This is a genomic window from Desulfovibrio sp. ZJ746 (assembly GCF_011039155.1).
In the GTDB taxonomy this organism is placed as follows: Bacteria; Desulfobacterota; Desulfovibrionia; order Desulfovibrionales; family Desulfovibrionaceae; genus Desulfovibrio.
The window spans coordinates 573,206-590,499 of the sequence record NZ_JAAKEK010000001.1 but is presented as its reverse complement, the minus strand read 5'-3'; the positions used below and the strand labels follow the sequence as shown (position 1 = coordinate 590,499).

General features: G+C 53.1%; 13 protein-coding genes and 1 tRNA gene. 5 read left to right on the top strand and 9 right to left on the bottom strand.

Annotated elements, in window-relative coordinates; translation table 11 throughout:
- Nucleotide 1: 1 nt before the first annotated feature.
- The 6 genes from G7Y54_RS02660 to G7Y54_RS02635 all read right to left on the bottom strand — a co-directional run bounded on the left by G7Y54_RS02660 (nt 2) and on the right by G7Y54_RS02635 (nt 8,559).
- Complete coding sequence (locus G7Y54_RS02660; RefSeq protein ID WP_165076924.1) at nt 2–445, bottom strand: type II toxin-antitoxin system VapC family toxin; 444 nt, start codon at nt 443–445, stop codon at nt 2–4.
- Between the two features lie 16 nt (nt 446–461).
- On the bottom strand, nt 462–1,667 hold the full coding sequence (locus tag G7Y54_RS02655) for a restriction endonuclease subunit S (RefSeq protein WP_165076922.1): 1,206 nt from the start codon (nt 1,665–1,667) through the stop codon (nt 462–464).
- A complete protein-coding gene (locus G7Y54_RS02650; protein WP_165076920.1) occupies nt 1,664–3,208 on the bottom strand; it encodes a class I SAM-dependent DNA methyltransferase in 1,545 nt (514 codons plus the stop codon). Before G7Y54_RS02650 ends, G7Y54_RS02655 begins: the two co-directional genes overlap by 4 nt.
- A 197-nt stretch (nt 3,209–3,405) precedes the next feature.
- Nucleotides 3,406–3,846 (bottom strand): ASCH domain-containing protein, encoded by a 441-nt coding sequence (locus G7Y54_RS02645; RefSeq protein WP_165076918.1) that lies wholly within the window; start codon nt 3,844–3,846, stop codon nt 3,406–3,408.
- A complete protein-coding gene (locus G7Y54_RS02640; RefSeq protein WP_165076916.1) occupies nt 3,839–5,875 on the bottom strand; it encodes a GNAT family N-acetyltransferase in 2,037 nt (678 codons plus the stop codon). Before G7Y54_RS02640 ends, G7Y54_RS02645 begins: the two co-directional genes overlap by 8 nt.
- Nucleotides 5,876–6,300: 425 nt before the next feature.
- Nucleotides 6,301–8,559: a DNA-primase RepB domain-containing protein gene (locus G7Y54_RS02635; RefSeq protein WP_165076914.1), complete on the bottom strand. Its 2,259-nt coding sequence runs from the start codon at nt 8,557–8,559 to the stop codon at nt 6,301–6,303.
- 226 nt (nt 8,560–8,785) lie between these two features.
- Here G7Y54_RS02635 and G7Y54_RS02630 point away from each other — a divergent pair, with 226 nt between their 5' ends.
- A complete protein-coding gene (locus tag G7Y54_RS02630; RefSeq protein WP_165076902.1) occupies nt 8,786–9,310 on the top strand; it encodes a hypothetical protein in 525 nt (174 codons plus the stop codon).
- Nucleotides 9,311–9,592: 282 nt separating this feature from the next.
- Here G7Y54_RS02630 and G7Y54_RS02625 read toward each other — a convergent pair whose 3' ends face one another.
- Together G7Y54_RS02625 and G7Y54_RS02620 are read right to left on the bottom strand one after the other, a co-directional pair.
- Complete coding sequence (locus G7Y54_RS02625) at nt 9,593–10,837, bottom strand: integrase arm-type DNA-binding domain-containing protein (RefSeq protein ID WP_165076899.1); 1,245 nt, start codon at nt 10,835–10,837, stop codon at nt 9,593–9,595.
- A 207-nt stretch (nt 10,838–11,044) separates the two neighbouring features.
- Nucleotides 11,045–11,131, bottom strand: a tRNA-Leu gene (locus tag G7Y54_RS02620).
- Between the two features lie 276 nt (nt 11,132–11,407).
- On the opposite strand from G7Y54_RS02620, the gene rpoN reads away from it, so the two are divergent.
- The 4 genes from rpoN to G7Y54_RS02600 are packed head-to-tail and all read left to right on the top strand — an operon-like array spanning nt 11,408 to nt 14,951.
- Nucleotides 11,408–12,832, top strand: a complete 1,425-nt coding sequence (rpoN, locus tag G7Y54_RS02615) for an RNA polymerase factor sigma-54 (protein WP_165076897.1) — start codon at nt 11,408–11,410, stop codon at nt 12,830–12,832.
- Nucleotides 12,833–12,884: 52 nt separating this feature from the next.
- Complete coding sequence (gene raiA, locus G7Y54_RS02610; RefSeq protein WP_165076894.1) at nt 12,885–13,442, top strand: ribosome-associated translation inhibitor RaiA; 558 nt, start codon at nt 12,885–12,887, stop codon at nt 13,440–13,442.
- A gap of 58 nt (nt 13,443–13,500) precedes the next feature.
- Nucleotides 13,501–14,451: an RNase adapter RapZ gene (rapZ, locus tag G7Y54_RS02605; RefSeq protein ID WP_165076883.1), complete on the top strand. Its 951-nt coding sequence runs from the start codon at nt 13,501–13,503 to the stop codon at nt 14,449–14,451.
- A 32-nt stretch (nt 14,452–14,483) separates the two neighbouring features.
- Nucleotides 14,484–14,951 (top strand): PTS sugar transporter subunit IIA, encoded by a 468-nt coding sequence (locus tag G7Y54_RS02600; protein ID WP_165076881.1) that lies wholly within the window; start codon nt 14,484–14,486, stop codon nt 14,949–14,951.
- Nucleotides 14,952–15,066: 115 nt separating this feature from the next.
- On the opposite strand, the gene G7Y54_RS02595 is transcribed toward G7Y54_RS02600, so the two are convergent.
- A complete protein-coding gene (locus tag G7Y54_RS02595; RefSeq protein ID WP_165076879.1) occupies nt 15,067–17,292 on the bottom strand; it encodes a DEAD/DEAH box helicase in 2,226 nt (741 codons plus the stop codon).
- Nucleotides 17,293–17,294 lie beyond the last annotated feature (2 nt).

Genomic DNA, 17,294 nt, shown 5'->3' with positions numbered 1-17,294 from the left:
CTCATTGCTTGTCGGCCTCCATGCGGATGAAGTCCATGGGATTCAGCAGGAGGAGGTGCTCGTGCCTGTAGCGCAGCAAACGGTCATCCGTAGAGAGGAAGTAGGCGCACCCGGCATCGAGCGCGCAGGCCACATGCAGGGCATCCTTGGCCTTGAGACCGCTGCGCATGATGTCTTGGGCCAGCTCCTGCACGATTGGCCCGCGCTCGCTGGAAACATACACGCTGCCATACTGGCGCAAAAACGCGCTGATGGCCGTTTTTCGCATAATAAAGGGATTCTGGCTGTTTTCATACCCTAAAATATACGATGTCGCCAGGCGGAGATGGCCCGACCTGATGCGCGACTGGATGTGGAGCTTCGCCTGCGCCTCAAGGGAATTGCGTATGGGGGACTGGTCGTCATAGGGCCGGTTGAAGCAGCAGGTATCCATATATATCAGCATGATGCTCCCGTAGCGGTCAGTCCAGGGATACGCGCACTTCCCCGCTCATGAGCTTGGGGAGCAGCGTGTCGCGGAGTTTTTCCAAGGTGCGGATTTGCGTTTGGTTGGAACGTATCCTTTCAAAAAATGGTTTGGTACGATGGGTATATTGGGATATAAGACTACTCGGATATCTATAAAAATCTAATTTTTTAAGGTTCCCTTGGGAAATTTTGGGTTGAACAGCGCCAGTTACTATTTTATCTATATTTTTCTTGAGTAAATAAATGTATATAAAATCATTAGTGTACGGTTTTTTGGCCTGTATGATGTGTGTATGGTTGTTAACCCAGAATTTCCCGGAGGTTCTCTGGATAATAGGATATCCTTCATCTGTTCGTACAGTTCCATCTTCAGCAATCAATAAATAATCACCATCGAAAATATATTCATTGATATAATCCATAATTTGTGCTGCACCATAGTACGGATACAAAATACCCGATTTTCTTTTATCTCTTTCTATTTGGGAAAGAGGAATCCGGCGTTTATCATAAAAAGTAATAGCCTCCTCTATCGTTGTTTCCTCCCATTCTTCTTTAGCATCCAACACAAACCACTGCTTGAACAACGCCTCGGCCATAGCCTCCAGCGTGGCATTTTGACGCCGGAGCAGGTCGATTTTGTCGTCTAGATTGCTGAGGACGGTGGCAATGGCGCGTTGTTCGGCAAGACTGGGAATTGGGAGAATAATTTTTTTAAGTGAAGTTAAGGGGTTGCTTATAGCAGGGACTCCAACCTGAGACTCATATTGCAATAATTGATTTTGACCCAGCTCGGATTTAAAAAAATAAAATGCAAAAAGCGGATTAATTATTTCTTTATTAACAGAAAGCTTCATTCCCGATTGTGAAACTAAATATTTCGCATACTTATTAGATGGTATAAGTCCAACTTGGCCGAGTGTACCCCTATGAGTAAAAATTAAATCATCTGGTACACAAAGACTTGCTTTTAATTCATTTGCTTTTTGCTCTGACACAAATACAAACATTCCATCTGGATATTTATAATAATTCAAATTCGTTCCACGAATAACGGGAACTCCTGAAGAAACATAGTTCTCAGTTTTTATATTGGATCCAAAAGGTCCCATTGCTATAGCATGTTTACAATTACTCTTAATTTCATCGACAGTTTTGAATTGCCATTCACTCGGAAATTTTCCCAAGTCTTGGTTCATATCTTCACCTTCCCCAAGCTCTCCAGAATCGCCGCGTTCAGCTTTTTCTCCTCCTCAAGCTGCGCCGCAAACTCTTTTTCCAGGCTGGCGAAGCGCTCGGCAAAATCAAAGTCATCCTCCTCATCCGGCAGGCCCACATAGCGGCCCGGGGTGAGCACATAGTCCTTCGCCGCCACTTCTGAGAGCGGCACCGAGGCGCAAAAACCCTTCACATCCTCATACTCGCCGTCCACATTGCGCCAGTTGTGGTAGGTGTCACTGATGGTCTGGATGTCTTCCGGCGTCAGGACGCGGGTGCGCCGGTTGATGAGCGTCCCCATGTTACGCGCGTCAATGAACAATATCTCGCCGCTGCGGTTGCGGAAGCGGTGGTTCGTGCGGTCGCGCGCCAGAAACCACAGTGCCGCCGGAATCTGGGTATTCAGGAAGAGCTTGGCGGGCAGGTTGACGATGCAGTCGATGAGGTTGCCGTCCTCTATCATCCGGCGGCGTATCTCGCCCTCGCCGTTGGTCTTGCTGGTCAGCGCGCCCTTGGCGAGCACGATCCCGGCCTGCCCGGCCGGGGCAAGGTGGAAGGCGAAATGCTGGAGCCATGCGAAATTGGCGCTCCCCGCAGGGGGTGTGCCATATTGCCAGCGGGCGTCCTTGCGGAGCTGGTCGCCGCTCCAGTCGCTGTCATTGAAGGGCGGATTGGCGAGGATGTAGTCGGCCCGCACATCCTTGAGCGCGTCCTTGAGGAAGGAGCCCTCGTTGTTCCACTTGACCTGCGAGCTCTCGATGCCGCGAATGGCAAGGTTCATCTTGGCCAGCCGCCATGTGGTCTGGTTGCTCTCCTGCCCGTAGATGCTGATGTCCCGGATGCGGCCCCGATGTTCGCGCACAAATTTCTCGCTTTGCACGAACATGCCGCCACTGCCGCAGCAGGGGTCCATGACGCGGCCCTTGAACGGCTCCAGCATGGCCACCAGCAACTCGACGATGGAGCGCGGCGTATAGAACTGGCCGCCCTTCTTGCCCTCGGCCAGCGCGAACTCGCCAAGGAAATACTCAAAAACATGGCCCAGCACGTCGGCGCTGCGCGCCTTGGCGTCCCCCAGGGCGATGCCGGAAACCAGGTCGATGAGCGCGCCGAGCGTGGCCGGGTCCAGATTGTCGCGGGCGTACACCTTGGGCAGAACGCCCTTGAGCGCGGGGTTGTCCTTCTCAATGGCGTCCATGGCGGCGTCAACGAGGACGCCGATGTCCGGCTTCTTGGCATTGTCGCGCAGCCAGTTCCAGCGCGCGGGCTGGGGCACGAAAAAGACATTCTTGGCCTTGTACTCGTCCCTGTCCTCCGGGTCGGCGCCCTCAAATTCGCCCTTGCCTTCCAGAAGCTGCGCCCGCAGGCTCTCAAAGGAATCCGAAATATATTTAAGGAAAATGAGCCCGAGCACCACATGCTTGTAGTCAGCGGCGTCCAGGTTTTTGCGCAGCTTGTCCGCCGCGCTCCAGAGCTGCTTTTCCAGCGGCTCCTGCGGCGTTTCCTTCTTGGGGCGTGCCATGTGCCGTCCTTGGTCAGAGGGAGTATCAGCTAGGGAGTATAGAGGCAGGCAACGGGGGATGACAAGAGGCGGCTGGCTGCTAACGGGGAGAGCGAGCTCCAGCGTTCGTCTCTAATCCATTCAACGCATATTAGCGTGATGGAAAAAGTTTCGGAAGACATCTCACCATTATTCGCCGGAATATGCTCACAGATAATTTATAATGACAATTTTGGAGATTCACCCTTTAGGAGTTCATCTGGATTAATATAATGATAATTTTGAGGTGGAATAAATCCAGGCTTACGCTTGCGTAGAGTACACAAGGAAATAGGTTTTTTAAGAGAAACAAACTCTTGGAAAAAGATTGCATACCCCGTTGTTTTTTTAGAATAGTACGAAAAAAAATCATTTTCATTCATACAGGCCACTGCCCGGACACGGAGCCACAAATCTTCAATGGGAAGATATTCAACAGCTTTTACTTCAAAAAAACCGATAATTTTTGCATCTGGACGCGTAGAGTAAATATATACCATCCTCCCAATTAAATTGGCTGGGATTTTTTTTCGCAGTTCAACAGTCTTTTTTCCATCAGCAATTAACTGTGAAAAGTGTGGTTTAACCGATATTAATACTGGACTATCAAATCTATTCATTATTATATCCTTGTTTATAAATCTCAAAAAAAGCTCCTTGAGATATAGTGACGGCAGAAATGGCAGTAAGCCCCTTCCCCATATGTCGTTTTATTACATCTTTCATAAATTCATAAGAAACCTTGTTGGGAAATATTTCAGTTCTGGAAAACAGGAGTGCCTTACAGGTGGTGAAGCTATTTTTATTAATATCCTTCCATTTATATACACCAATCTTCCAAAATTTCTTAAAAATATCTCCTTTTGAACCAGTGTACACTTCGTCTAAATAAGAAGATGCTATGATATATTTTGTTTCTCGATATTTATTATTACAATTCGTTATATACCATAAAATTCGGCTAGGTGCTGAAATTCGTGTTTTTGTACCAGTAAAATATACATTCAGCTCATGCATTAAAACATTAGATGTCGAGGAGGCAAAGAGTTCATGCTGATCAATAACAGCGGGGGATATTAAATCTTTGGCCCATTGTACTCGTATCGGTATAATATATGCAGGGATATCAATATCAGTAAATTTTGCTGGTGAAAAATTTCGTTCCAACCTTACTTGTGAATAAATGTCTTTAGCCTCAGATACAGGTTGAACATGTTCTTTTAACTCAGAAAAGGCCCAATCAGGTAATTTATCTTCAACAAAATCTAGATACTTACTGGCTTTACCAATATACCTCAGGGATATCTTTTTATTATTAAAAAAACCTAATCCTTTACTTATTTCACCAATATCCAAATTAGCATAGACATCTTCGATAATAATTAACGAAACATATTTTTGTGTTGCGATTTGTATTAATTGTTCAAGGATAAAAAATGTAGCACTTTTAGCAAAACTTTCGCAGCCTATATTTGTACGTAGTAGGTGTACTCTTAGAATATTGCATTCTATGCTATAATATATAATTCCAAAATCCCTATTTGAAATTATTATTGATTTCAATTTGGCATTTTTTACATTATTTTTAATTTTTTCAATAAATAAATATTTTCGTTCTCCTTTGGATGTATTTAAAAATTTGTCACAAAGTTCGGCCTCATCAAGAAAAATATCAACTAATTTTCCAAGGGTCGTTGGAAGCAAGCTGGTTTTAATAGCCTCCCGGTTAAGTATAAAATCAATATTATGTAAAAATTCTGCTGGAGAATAAATCATAATATTATAATCGTCAGCAAATCTTTGGACAACCTTTTCATTAAGTAATTGACCATCACGCGTAATGAAAAAATTTACTTTATTTGTAATCGCACATGCAAGTTGGTCTCTATCACTTTCTTTAATAGCAGGAAATTCACTCTGAATAGAACTACGTGCAGCATCCATTTTTTCAGTAGAGAAAGGTAGTGTCTTAAAGTAATTAGCTTTATCTATAGAACTTGTCTTAATATATTCATTTCTCTGTCGTTCTATATATTTATAAATAACAGGTGCTACGAAAAATACGACATCATTAAAATACATAAGAAGAGAATTACTCTCTGTAAAGCCTTCTACTTCTCGATTCATTTCAAGTACAATAGAAGCATCAAGTAAAACCTTTGGTCTATTTTCTAAATCTTCAATAATATTTATGAGATTTTTCTGAATTTGATATCTATACAGATGTAATATTGATAGTTCATTTGTAGCACGACCTTCGCATGCCTTTATTATATTGAAACCAAGATGATGCCAAAATCTATCCATGTGATAATCTTCTCTACAATATAACTCAATAAAATATGCGTTCTGGATATTTTTCAAGAAATTTTTAAAAATTAATTTTGCTAAACCATTATTCCTTTTATCTTTTTCTATGCATAAGTGATGTATCCTTATAACATGATTCCTCTTAGAATGTGAAAATAAAATATAACCAATAAGCTCATTTTGTATCAAGCAAACAAATACCTCTCCTTTTTCACACCTCTCCCTGATGGCACTCTCTGGAAGAAATCCAAGTGTTTTTTTATTAGAATCAGCAAGGCTGACAACCTGATCGATGATGGTATCGTCACCAAATTTTGTCCGCCGATATGAATAATTCATGACAACCACTTAGTCCTATTGCATAGGAGAAAAATTCATTTAAGCATAAAATTTTATGGTACTCAATCATTTTCTTTCCATAGCCTTATATAAACCGTCTATCAAAATTGAAAGGTTCCACCAAACATGCTACTTCTAGCCACGATGTGGGAATAGGACATCGGGTCGTACTTTTCCCACTCTTCTTTCAGAATATTTATAAAAAATTGGCTATCATGCCTTTGTTTCAAAGAGTTTCCTCCATCTAGATTGCTATGTCCGTCAAGATACTCATTCATGCTTGAATACTCATTCATGCTTTTATGAAGATTTAATCTACACTTCGAATAAGCTTTTTTGCTCCTGTGGAATCTTCGTACCCATTTCCCTCCACCGTAATCCCTTCTTATCTAAGGCCTAAAGGATCTGCTATCTAGTTAGCTGGTTCAGGGCTCACATCTAATTTTCTGCACTTCTTTTGGTCCTTCAATTCTACCCCACAATTTCCTATACCGCGAATGTCTTTCCATATCCCTATCACCGGCATAGCCAAAAGCATATGCCGCCGTGCGCTCGGCGTAGCGTTGCCAGTTACGGCCCGCGCGTCTTTCACGGATAGCCGGGGCACAGGCACGGAGAGTTTCTTCCACTTCTTTCTGGCTATGGCCATTGGAGCGAAGGCGCAGGGCAATCATGGCGTCCACCCGTGAGAAGTCCTTGATGTTGATATGCGCGCTTATGTCCTCCCAATGCTTGAAATAGGCTAAATGCAGGCTAGCTGCCCCTTGAGTGGCTAAGAGGGTCGAGCGATTTGCCTGCTGTTCCCTCTGGTGCTTCGCCGTGGCGAATGCCTGCTCAATTTTTCGTGCTTCAATCAAGGCTTTTTGGCACTCCTGTCGGACGGCATAACTCAAGCTGACGCGAGGAAAAGTGCCGTCCTTTCGCTGATGCTTTGGCTTACGGTTCTCAAAGCCTGGGGCGCGGTGCGGATGAACGGCACCTGAAAGTTTCGGGTCGCCATAGCGCTTATTCAGAATCATGGCCAGGTGATTGCCAATTTCACGGTCAAAATCCCCTTGAAACTTGGGAAAGGTAAGGATGCACTGATAATTATTCGGTGAACTTTCCAGAAACACCGCAGGTTTGAAGCCGTCTTTCTGGAGCTGCATGACCTTTTCCGGGCTCATGTCGTCTAGGAGGATATGGTGCTTCTGCTCGGAAAGAGGCGTGTAGTAGATATTTTCCCCACGTCTAGCCAGTTTCACGATTTCCGGCATTCGCCTGAGCAATTCTTCAGGAGTGAAACCCCGGCTTTCCCCGTTCCGTTTGTCGAGGATCATCACCTTCTTTTCACCTTTTGCGCCCATTTTAATGGCTGTCACCCGGTAGCGATCAGCATTGACGGCTTTCACATACTCAAGAAACAGCTTTGCTTGGGGCAATGACGCGGCTTCCGAGGATATGGGGGCGGGGGTATGTCTGGTTTTATCTGTAGCCTCATAGGTAACGGTATGAAGGTGATGGAACGGTAGGCCTTGGGTTTTCAGCCAGTCAGAAAACCGTTTTACCCTTCGGTGCGATAACGACGCTTTCAACCTATCCCGCAGACGCCGCAACTGCTCAACATGTTCGAGTTTCAGGCAATGACGGCCAATATTTAAAAAAGGCACTCCATATTTCGCAATTCGGGCCAGCTTTTCCCGGCGCTCCTTAGCCTGGTGTTCCTTGAGGCGGTTCACTTCATCCCTGACTTTTTCCTCAAGCTCTTTCTTGGCTTCCCTTTCGGCCCTTACTGCACCTCGGTACATCTCCCATGCGGGCCGTAGGGCCGGATAGAGGGGCTCAGGCGCGGGACTTGGGGCTACGTCCTCGTAATCCCCTCCCACAAAATCCCCCAGTCGCTTGCACAGCTTCCCCATGCTGAACGCGCGATCAACCGAAGATGCCTTGACCGCTTGCTCCCCGACCCAAATGATTGCGCCTGAACCTTTCTTTTCAAAACGCAGCCCCGCCCCCTTCAGGCCGGCATGTAATTCGGCCCATGACTGTGCGTTTTTGATGAGGTCATGGCCGCGCTCCTGGGCAATTCTCTGGGCTGATTTCTCACCTGTTGCCCGCTCAAAATCCTGAGCTCTCGAGGTCGGTTTCACGCTGGAGTCGAGGAGCTTTCTCTCGGCCAACTCGCCATCTTCCGTGTACACAAATGGGGCGTTTGCCAGCTCCGACCATCCCTGTTTCTTCTCGATGAACGCCTTGATTTTGTGGGCCTCCCAGATGTCAAAACCGTTGTTGGTGCGAACCACTCTTAAGGTTTCAGGATGTACCCGGTTCACGGCGATATGCACATGATAATTTCTCGTGTCGCAATGCAGCCCGTAGATGGCCTGATGCTCTTTGAGGCCCATCTTTTCCAAGAATATATCGACCAATTCATCAACCTGAGCTCGCGTGGGCTGCTCGCCTTCGGGCCAGGAAAATACCCAGTGATTGACTGGCATCTTGCTCCTCACTGTCTCCCTTGCCAGAGCAATCATTTCCAGTTTTTGCGCGGAATGGGTATCGGTTAAAAAATTACGGCTTCCCGCATGTTCGATTTTTTCGCCGCGATTTCTCACTGAGGGATTGCGAATATAGTCCACAAGGTCGCCGATCTGCCACTCCTTGGGCTTGGTGTTTTTTGTGTACTTAATTTTCTTGACTATCATGGAACACCTGCCCTGTTTTTCAAAGCCTCAAGGGCCACGTCTCGCCCGGACGACTACTCAGCTTTCTGGCCGAGCCCGCTGCCCTTTTGCCTTTCATATCTTTCGCCTTTCGGGTGCGAGAAGCACAGCGCCGAGCGCCCTTGGGGAGTCAAGAGGGGCGCGCCCCTTTTGCAAGATGACACCAGTGAGTAGCACTGGTGTCATCTTGCCACGAAGAACCCCCAACGTGCAGTGGCTTTTTTGCAGGGGTGAAAAAATTTTCGTTATACTGGCCTCAATCTTTGAAAAAGGAGGCGCAGTCGTGGGGAAAACCGGAAAAATCACGCGCGAACAACTGAGGTCGGCCCGCAGGATTTTAAGAGACTTGCCGGTGAAGGATACTCGCTGCTCCCGCGAGGGGGCGGCGGTATTTCTTGAAAAGGATTTCAAGCGGGCGTTCACGAAAGGCTACACACCAAAAGAGCTATGTGCCCTCTTGAAAAAAGCGCGGATCATCATCCCGGAACGCCTGATTGCCCGCTATCAGGAACCCGTAGAGGAGGCTGGTGAAAACGGGGATTTCAAGCCCGAGGAACAGGGTGGCCGTGACGAGAGAAGCAGCATCGTTCCTTCCCAGAAAATAGAGGGCGCCGAGATGGCAAAAGACACCACTCCTTCATCGGAGAATGAGGCAAAGCCCACGCCGAAACCTGAGCCGATTCGGTATGGGACTTTCATGATAGTCCCAGACACTCCCATAGGTGATCTGTAAATAAAGGCCCCCGCGTTCTTCTATCGGAGGTAGTACGGGCGGCGTGGGAAAAGGCAAAAAATCCTTGGCCTTGATTGGCCATTGTCTGAACCGGAAAAAGGGGATTCTATTTTTTAAAGTAATACCTCAAGTTCAAACGAATATAAGGCTCAGAAGCCTTCATTTGAGCCAGTTCCCATCTGGCTGTTCATACGATTTGCCCAAAGAAAAAGGCAGGGCAATGCAGCCATAGCCACAGCGCCCTGCCTCCAAAAAACGAGGTGTTTTGTTTTCAGAAGTATCTCAGTTTTTCTTCACACTCTGGCTCCGGAGTTCGTCAAGATGGTCGGCCCACCTCTGAAGCATTTCACGGCGTTTATCCAGATAGGAGGCATGGTTATAGGCATCCCGAACGGTATTCTGCTCCTTGTGGGCAAGCTGGGCTTCGATGATGTCGCCGTCAAAGCCCCATTCCAGCTTTTTCTCGTTCAGGATGGTGGAGAACATGGCGCGGAAACCGTGGATGGTCATCTCCTCCTTGCTGAAACCCATCCTGCGGATACCGTTCAAAAGCGCCATATCCGAAATACATTGCGTGGCTGAATGGCGTCCCGGAAAACAGAGTTCGCCGGTACCTGTGAGCAGGTGCAGTTCGCGGAAAAGTTTGACCGCCTGGGTGGGCAACGGCACGGCATGGGCGATTCGCATCTTCATACCGCCGCCGTCCTTGGCATTTTCCCGTCTGGCTGCGGGCACAATCCAGAGCGCCTTGTCCAGATCAATTTCCGACCACCTGCAGCCGCGAAGCTCGGCGCTGCGCAGCGCCAGATAGGGCAATATCTTGAGCGCGTAGCCGACAACGCCCCCACCCTGGTATTCATCTATGCAGCGCAGGAGGTGCCCCACAGCGGTCGGGTCTGTCATGGTGGCGTAGTGTTTTGTCCTGATGGGCTTGAGTACTTCCTTGAGGCCGTCCGCCGGGTTGTAAACGATATAGCCACATGTTCTGGCGAAGCGGCAGACCTGCCCTGCGGTTTCGGCCAGCTTGTGTGCGGTTACTGAATGGCCCGCGGCTTCCACCGGTCGTATCGCTCCAAGAATATCCCCGGGGGTGAGCTTTGTGATGGGCATTTCGCCGATGCGCTCATTGAGAAGGGAAATGAGCCACTGTTTTTTCTTGATATGTGCGGCCGCGTAGGAGTCCTGCTTTGTGGCGAACCATTCCTTGGCCACAACCGCGAACGTGAGCGCCTGCTCCCGCGCGGCAGCTGCCGCTTCTTCCTTGGCGGCCTTTTTCTGCGCGCCGGGGTCGATGTCGTTGGCGAGCAGTTCCTTGGCCTTGTCACGCTTGCGCCGGGCTTCTCTCAGGGGAACTGCGGGGTACGCGCCGAAACTGAGCGTCTTTCGCTTTCCCCCAAAACGGTAGTCCATCCGCCAGAGTTTTCCCCCGGAAGCGGAGAGATAGAGATACAAGCCTTCGGAGTCGGCGAGCTTGGCCGGAGTACCGTCGGACTTCAAATTCCTGAGCATGGTGTCGTTCAGTGGCATGGCGCAAATCCTTTGCTGGCAATGGGTTTGGGGCTGACGGTATTTTTCTGGACGCCTTTCCTCCTTTTCGGCTCGTACCGTTCCTAATACCGTCTTTTTTGCGATTTGTCCCTGGTTTTCACCACACCCTGTTGGACAACCCATTGCCCAAAAAGCTAAGTCCCGCAAGGCTTTTTAGACCTTGCGGGACTTTTTTGGACTCTCTGGTGGTGCCGAAGGGGAGACTCGAACTCCCACTCCCGAACGGGAACTAGACCCTGAACCTAGCGTGTCTACCAATTCCACCACTTCGGCTCGGAATGGAGTTATAGAGGGTTTCGTCCAGCTTGGCAAGCATTTTCTCCACACAGGTCAACGCAGGTTCTGCGGCAGGGGCAATCTGCACTGGCTGGACGCGAATATGAGGCCCCGGATCAGCACGCTTCTCCCACGCGCTGGCGCCCTGCCGGTTGCGTTCTTTTTTTAAGTGTGGCACAGTTATTGAAACGCGGCACCAAAACCACGCGTGGCTGCGGCTTTGGCCACAGTTGCGCCACGTGCAACTCACGGCAACGACGGACATAACTCGCAATGGCCCTGGAACTGCGCCAACAAATGAAGCTTGCGCAGCAACTGGTGATGACACCCCAGTTGCAGCAGGCCATCAAGCTGCTCCAGCTTTCGCGCGTGGAGCTTCTCGAGACCGTCCAGCAGGAGATGCTGGAAAATCCTTTTCTTGAAGAATTTTCGGGTGATGACGCAAGCGACCAGGCGCCGGCGGAGCAGCGCGAGGGCATTGAGGAAGACGCCTATGACCGGGAGCTCGCCAAGGACGCCTCCTGGGAAGATTACATGGGCGAGTTCGCCAGCACGCCGCGCGATTCACAGTCCCGCGAATTCGAGTCCGCGGAGGAGATTTCGCCCCTCGAGGCCCGTTATGCCGCCAAGCCCACACTTGAGGGGCACCTGCTGTGGCAGTTGAGGCTTTCCCCACTCACGGACGATCAGAAGGCCATCGGCGAAGTCATCATCGGCAACCTGTCCTCCTCCGGCTATCTGGCGGCCACCGATGAGGAGATTGCGGAGCTCGCGCACTGCGACCCGGCTGCCGTGCGCCCGGTGGTTGAGCGCATCCAGCAGTTCGACCCCGTGGGCGTGGCCGCGCGGGACGCCAGCGAGTGCCTGCTCATCCAGCTGAAAAATCTCGGCTATGACCGCGACCCCATCCTCCGCGAGCTCGTGGAATCGCACCTGGAAGACCTGGAGGCCAAGCGCTACAAGCCGCTCTTGAAGAAATTTCACCTCGACATGGAGGAACTGCGCGAATACCTGGACATCATCCAGAGCCTCGACCCACTCCCCGGCGCCGGTTTCGGCGGGGGCGAGCCCACCTATGTGAGCCCGGATGTGTTCGTCTACAAGATGGGTGACGACTTCGTCATCCTGCTCAACGAGGACGGGCTGCCGCAGCTCCAGCTCTCATCGCTCGCGCAGATGGACATGGAGGGCGCCTCGGAAAAGGAAAAGGAATATTGCGCCGAAAAAGTCCGCTCCGCGTCCTGGCTCATCAAGAGCCTCTACCAGCGGCAGCGCACCCTGTACAAGGTCATGGAGAGCATCGTCCGCCACCAGCGGCCTTTCTTTGAAGACGGCGTCACCAAGCTCGCGCCGCTCATCCTCAAGGACATCGCCGACGACATCGGCATGCACGAATCCACGGTGAGCCGCATCACCACCAACAAGTACGTGGCCACGCCGCACGGCATCTTCGAGTTAAAGTTTTTCTTTAATAGTGGCCTCGCGCTGGACAACGGCACCCAGGTGGGCTCCGAGAGCGTCAAGGCGCTTATCAAGAAGTTCATCGCTGAAGAGGATCCCAAGAATCCCCTCAGCGACGAGCGCATCGGCGAAATGCTCAAGGAACGCCTGAAGGTGAATATCGCCCGCCGCACAGTGGCCAAGTACCGCACCGCGCTGGACATCCCCTCGTCCTCGCGGCGCAAGGAGCATTTCTGAAAATCGGGCGTTGCGTCCGGGCCTGCCATCAGGAGCACCCCAAGGAGGAACCATGAATATCACTTTCGCCTTCAAGAATTTCGAGGCGTCCGATCACCTCAAGAAATATGCGCGCCGCCGCATGGAAAAACTTGGCCGCTTTTTCGGCAAGGCTGCCGGGCTGGAGGTAAATGTCATCCTCACGGTGGACAAGTTCCGGCACCGTTGCGAAGTGAACGTCAGCGGCGAGGGTCTGCATATCAACGCCACGGAGCAGGCGCCGGACATGTATGCCGCCATCGACCTCGTGACGGACAAGGTCGAATCGCAGATCAAGCGCAAGGTCTCGCGCGTCAAGGAGCAGCGCCGCAAGGCCCGCAACGCCGAGATCGACGTGTTCACCTACAACCTCGACAGCGAGGCCACGGACGTGGCCGAGGCGGCGGACGACGCGGCCGTGGTCGGCACCGACCGCTTCGCGCCCAAGCCGCTGCATCTGGACGAGGCCCTCATGCAGCTCGACTCCATCGGCAGCGAGTTTTTGGTGTTCCTCAATGCGGAAAACGGGCGGGTCAACGTCATCTACCGCCGCCGGACGAGCGGTTACGCGCTGATCGACCCCATCCTCTAGCCATGGTGCCCGCCGGCCCGCAGTTCGCCCGCGGGCCGGCATAACGGGGAGGACTGCCATGCCCCGTTCCGTTCCTGAAGACGCGGCCAAGGCCACGGCCTCGGCGCCCGCACCGGGCCCCTCCGTACCCTGCGGGGAGAGCCCCCGGGTCAGCATCGTGACGGGCCTTTCCGGCGCCGGTAAAAGCACCGCCCTGCGCGTTTTTGAAGACCTGCGGTACCTTGCCGTGGACGGCCTCCCTGCCAGCCTGGCTCCGGAAATGGCGGCCATGATGCAACGCGACTCCATGCGGCATTTCAAGGGGATCGCCCTCGGCATGGACATCCGCCAGGGCAATTTTCCCGAAGAACTCCATGCCGCGCTTAGCGAGCTCGCGCGCATGGGCATCCGCCCGCAGTTGCTTTTTCTCGAGGCGGACGACAAGACGCTCATGCGCCGCTATGCAGCCACGCGCCGGCCGCATCCGCTGGAACGCGAGGGCATGGGGCTCGAGGCGGCGCTCCGTGCGGAACGCGAGCGCCTGGAGCCTCTGCGCGGCATGGCGGACCTCGTTCTCGACACCTCGCGCTTTTCCATCCACGACCTCAGGCGCGCCATCCAGAAGCGCTGGAGCAGCGAGTCCGGCTCGGGGCGCTCCCTGCGCGTCAACATCATGTCTTTCGGCTTCAAGTACGGCATCCCGCATGAAGCGGACATGGTCTTCGACCTCCGCTTCCTGCCCAATCCCTATTTTGTGGAAGACCTGCGCCCCCTGAGCGGCAAGGACAAGCCGGTGGCCGACTATGTTTTCTCCTCGCCGGAGGCAAGGGAGTACGGGGCCAAGCTGCTGGACCTGCTGCTCTTTCTCCTGCCGCTCATGGAGGGCGAGGGGCGCTACCGGGTGACCATCGCGCTTGGTTGCACCGGCGGCCGGCACCGTTCCGTCGCCATGGCGGAACACCTGGCGCAGGGTGTGCGCCAGGCGGGCTATCCCGTTTCGCTTGAGCACCGACATCTTGAACTCGGCTGAGAGCAAAAGGCCGACGCCATTCGAGGCTTGATATGCCAGAGCAAGACTCCTCCCCGCAGGTGGGGATCATCATCGTTTCACACGGGGATTACGGTTCGGCGATTTTGCGCACGGCGGAGTTCATCCTCGGGCCCGTCAGCGATTGCAGTTCCATCAGTGTTGATGCGGCACATGAAGTTTCCGAGACCGTACGCCGCCTTGAGGACGCCGCGCAAAGGCTGGACAAGGGCGCCGGGGTCATCATCCTCACCGACATGTTCGGCGGCACGCCCGCCAATCTCGCGCTCTCGCTGCTCGGCAACCACAGGGTTGAGGTGGTGACGGGCGTCAACATGCCCATGTTGCTCAAGGTCTGCACCTCGCGCGACACGCCACTGGAAGAGCTGGCCCGGCAGGCGGGCGACGCGGGCATGCGGGGCATCGTGGTGGCGGGCGACATGCTGCGCAACAAGAACCGGGAAAAGCCAGAAAGCCCGGGCGCAGCCGAGGAGAAGGCCTGACCGGCAAAAAAGTTCAAGCACAACTTGAAGCCCGTGTGACGGCTGGTGAAGAAGCCGCCCGGTCATGGCGCCCCGTCAGGGGCGCGTCGGCGCCCTGCGGGGCCGCCGCCCTCTTTCAGCCCCAGCGGGCCACAGTGTTTCGCACTTTTTCCACATCCAGCACGCCATGGGCAAAGCCCTTGCACACCAGCTCCGGCGGCAGGAATTCGTCATATTTGTCAAACAGCGGCAACTCGTTGGGATAGACGAGTTCCATGGGCTCGATGTCCTTGGCGAGTTCCGCCTTCAGGATTTCAAAAAAGCCATTCTCATCGGCATCCATGTTGAACTGCATATAAAAGGGGCGGGCGGTGTCCAGGTTCCTGAGGCCCAGGCTCTCGGCGCACTTGAGGCGCAGGATGCGCTCCAGCGTGATGAAGGGATAGGTGCCGAGCCATGGTGTGAGGCACCACATGTTGCCCCCGAGATTCACGAGGGGGTTCACGTCCATGCCGCCGTTGCGGGCGGCTATGCGCGCGGTTTCGAGCCTTTTCACCGCGTTTTTCATCAAATAGGGATAGCTGCCGTCCTCCTGAAGCACCCCGCGCATGCGCTGCACGATGCGGGTATGCAGGTCGCCGGCGCAGAGGCCGAAATACGCGGGGATCTTGCCCTTCACCTGCTCGCAATACACGAGGTGCCGCTTGTGGTCCACATCGAGCACCGTCCACACATGGCCGGCGATGGCGATCTTTTCGCCGATGGGCGGCGGCGAGACGATGGTGCCCAGCTCCTGCGTTTCGCAGCGCACGGTGTATTCCTCATTTTCCTTGAATACCCCGTAAAACTTGTAGGAATTGATGATCTTCTCGCCGTTGAGGCCGATGATGAGGCCGCCCTGCTCGGTTTTTTGCAGGTGCTCATGCTTCAGCAGGTGCTTGAGCAGCACTTTGTAGTCGTCCTGGCTCACGCGGTGAAAATAGCTCAGCGAAAGCACCTTTTCCGCCAGGTTCTTGGGCGCCATTTCGCCGGTGGAGGCCAAGGTCGCCATGGTCTGGTGGTAGAGCAGGCTGTAGGGGAGCCTGTCGAGCCGGGGGGGCTCAACCCAGCGCTCTTCCATGTAGAGCTGGACGATGGCGATGCCCTGCAGCAATTTCCACGGGATGGTCGCGGGCAGCAGGGCGCGGGCGTCCGGCTCGTCCTCGCGCATGACGAACCACATTTCCGGCGGCAGCTCCCGGCGCCCGGTGCGCCCCATGCGCTGCAGGAAGGAGGAGACTGTCCACGGGGCATCGATCTGGAAGGCCCGTTCCAGCCGCCCGATGTCGATGCCGAGCTCCAGCGTGGATGTGGTGACGGTGGTCATGCACTGGGCGTCGTCCTTCATCACCTCCTCGGCGGTCTCGCGGTAGGAGGAGGAAAGATTGCCATGATGGATGAGGAAGCGGTCAGGCTCGTTCCTCAGCTCGCAATACTGGCGCAGGGTGGAGGTCACGGCCTCGCACTCCTCACGCGAGTTGGAAAACACGAGGCACTTTTTCCCGGCGGTATGCTCGAATATATAGCCGAGGCCCGGGTCCGCGCTGGGCGGGGCGGTATCCGTCTTTTCCTCCAGCACAGGCAGGGCGTCGATATCGGCGGCTTCGCTCTCGGAACTTTCCTCCTTCATGTAAAAATGTTCCATGCTCAGGCGCCATTTCATGCCCTTGGCATCGATTTTTGGGATGATGGTGCGCCTTCCCGTGCCGGACGACAAAAGCTCGCCCGTCCGCGCCGGCTCGCCGATGGTGGCGGACAGGCCGATGCGCCGCGGGTTGACGCCGGCGAGACGCCCCAGCCTTTCGATGAGGCAAAGGGTCTGGCCGCCGCGGTCGCCCCGCAGCAGGGAGTGGATCTCGTCGATGACCACGAAGCGCAGGTCGCCAAATAGTTTCGGGATGGCGGCATGTTTGTGCAGGAGGAGGGCTTCAAGGGATTCCGGGGTGATCTGGAGGATGCCCGAAGGCCGCTTCATGAGCCGGCTTTTGTGGGTCTGGGCCACATCGCCATGCCAGTGCCACACCGGGATGCCGGCCTGGTCGCACAAGTCCGTCAGGCGCATGAACTGGTCGTTTATCAGCGCCTTGAGCGGCCCGATATAGAGGCAGCCAACGGAGGTGGGAGGATTTTCGGCAAACAGCGTGATGATGGGGAAGAACGCGGCTTCCGTCTTGCCGGAGGCCGTGGAGGCCGAAAGCAGCACATTGTCGTCGGTATTGAAAATGGCATTGGCGGAAGCCACCTGGATGGCGCGCAGGTTCTCCCAGCGGTTCCTGTAGATGTAGTCCTGCACGAACGGCGCGTAGCGCTCAAAAATTCCCATCG

Bases quoted from the DNA above. Each gene is read 5' to 3' on its own strand.
- G7Y54_RS02625 (WP_165076899.1), bottom strand. From the start codon at position 10,837: ATGCCACTGAACGACACCATGCTCAGGAATTTGAAGTCCGACGGTACT.
- rpoN (WP_165076897.1), top strand. From the start codon at position 11,408: ATGGCCCTGGAACTGCGCCAACAAATGAAGCTTGCGCAGCAACTGGTG.
- G7Y54_RS02600 (WP_165076881.1), top strand. From the start codon at position 14,484: ATGCCAGAGCAAGACTCCTCCCCGCAGGTGGGGATCATCATCGTTTCA.
- G7Y54_RS02650 (WP_165076920.1), bottom strand. From the start codon at position 3,208: ATGGCACGCCCCAAGAAGGAAACGCCGCAGGAGCCGCTGGAAAAGCAG.
- G7Y54_RS02660 (WP_165076924.1), bottom strand. From the start codon at position 445: ATGCTGATATATATGGATACCTGCTGCTTCAACCGGCCCTATGACGAC.
- G7Y54_RS02655 (WP_165076922.1), bottom strand. From the start codon at position 1,667: ATGAACCAAGACTTGGGAAAATTTCCGAGTGAATGGCAATTCAAAACT.
- G7Y54_RS02635 (WP_165076914.1), bottom strand. From the start codon at position 8,559: ATGATAGTCAAGAAAATTAAGTACACAAAAAACACCAAGCCCAAGGAG.
- G7Y54_RS02645 (WP_165076918.1), bottom strand. From the start codon at position 3,846: ATGAATAGATTTGATAGTCCAGTATTAATATCGGTTAAACCACACTTT.
- G7Y54_RS02595 (WP_165076879.1), bottom strand. From the start codon at position 17,292: ATGGGAATTTTTGAGCGCTACGCGCCGTTCGTGCAGGACTACATCTAC.
- raiA (WP_165076894.1), top strand. From the start codon at position 12,885: ATGAATATCACTTTCGCCTTCAAGAATTTCGAGGCGTCCGATCACCTC.
- rapZ (WP_165076883.1), top strand. From the start codon at position 13,501: ATGCCCCGTTCCGTTCCTGAAGACGCGGCCAAGGCCACGGCCTCGGCG.
- G7Y54_RS02640 (WP_165076916.1), bottom strand. From the start codon at position 5,875: ATGAATTATTCATATCGGCGGACAAAATTTGGTGACGATACCATCATC.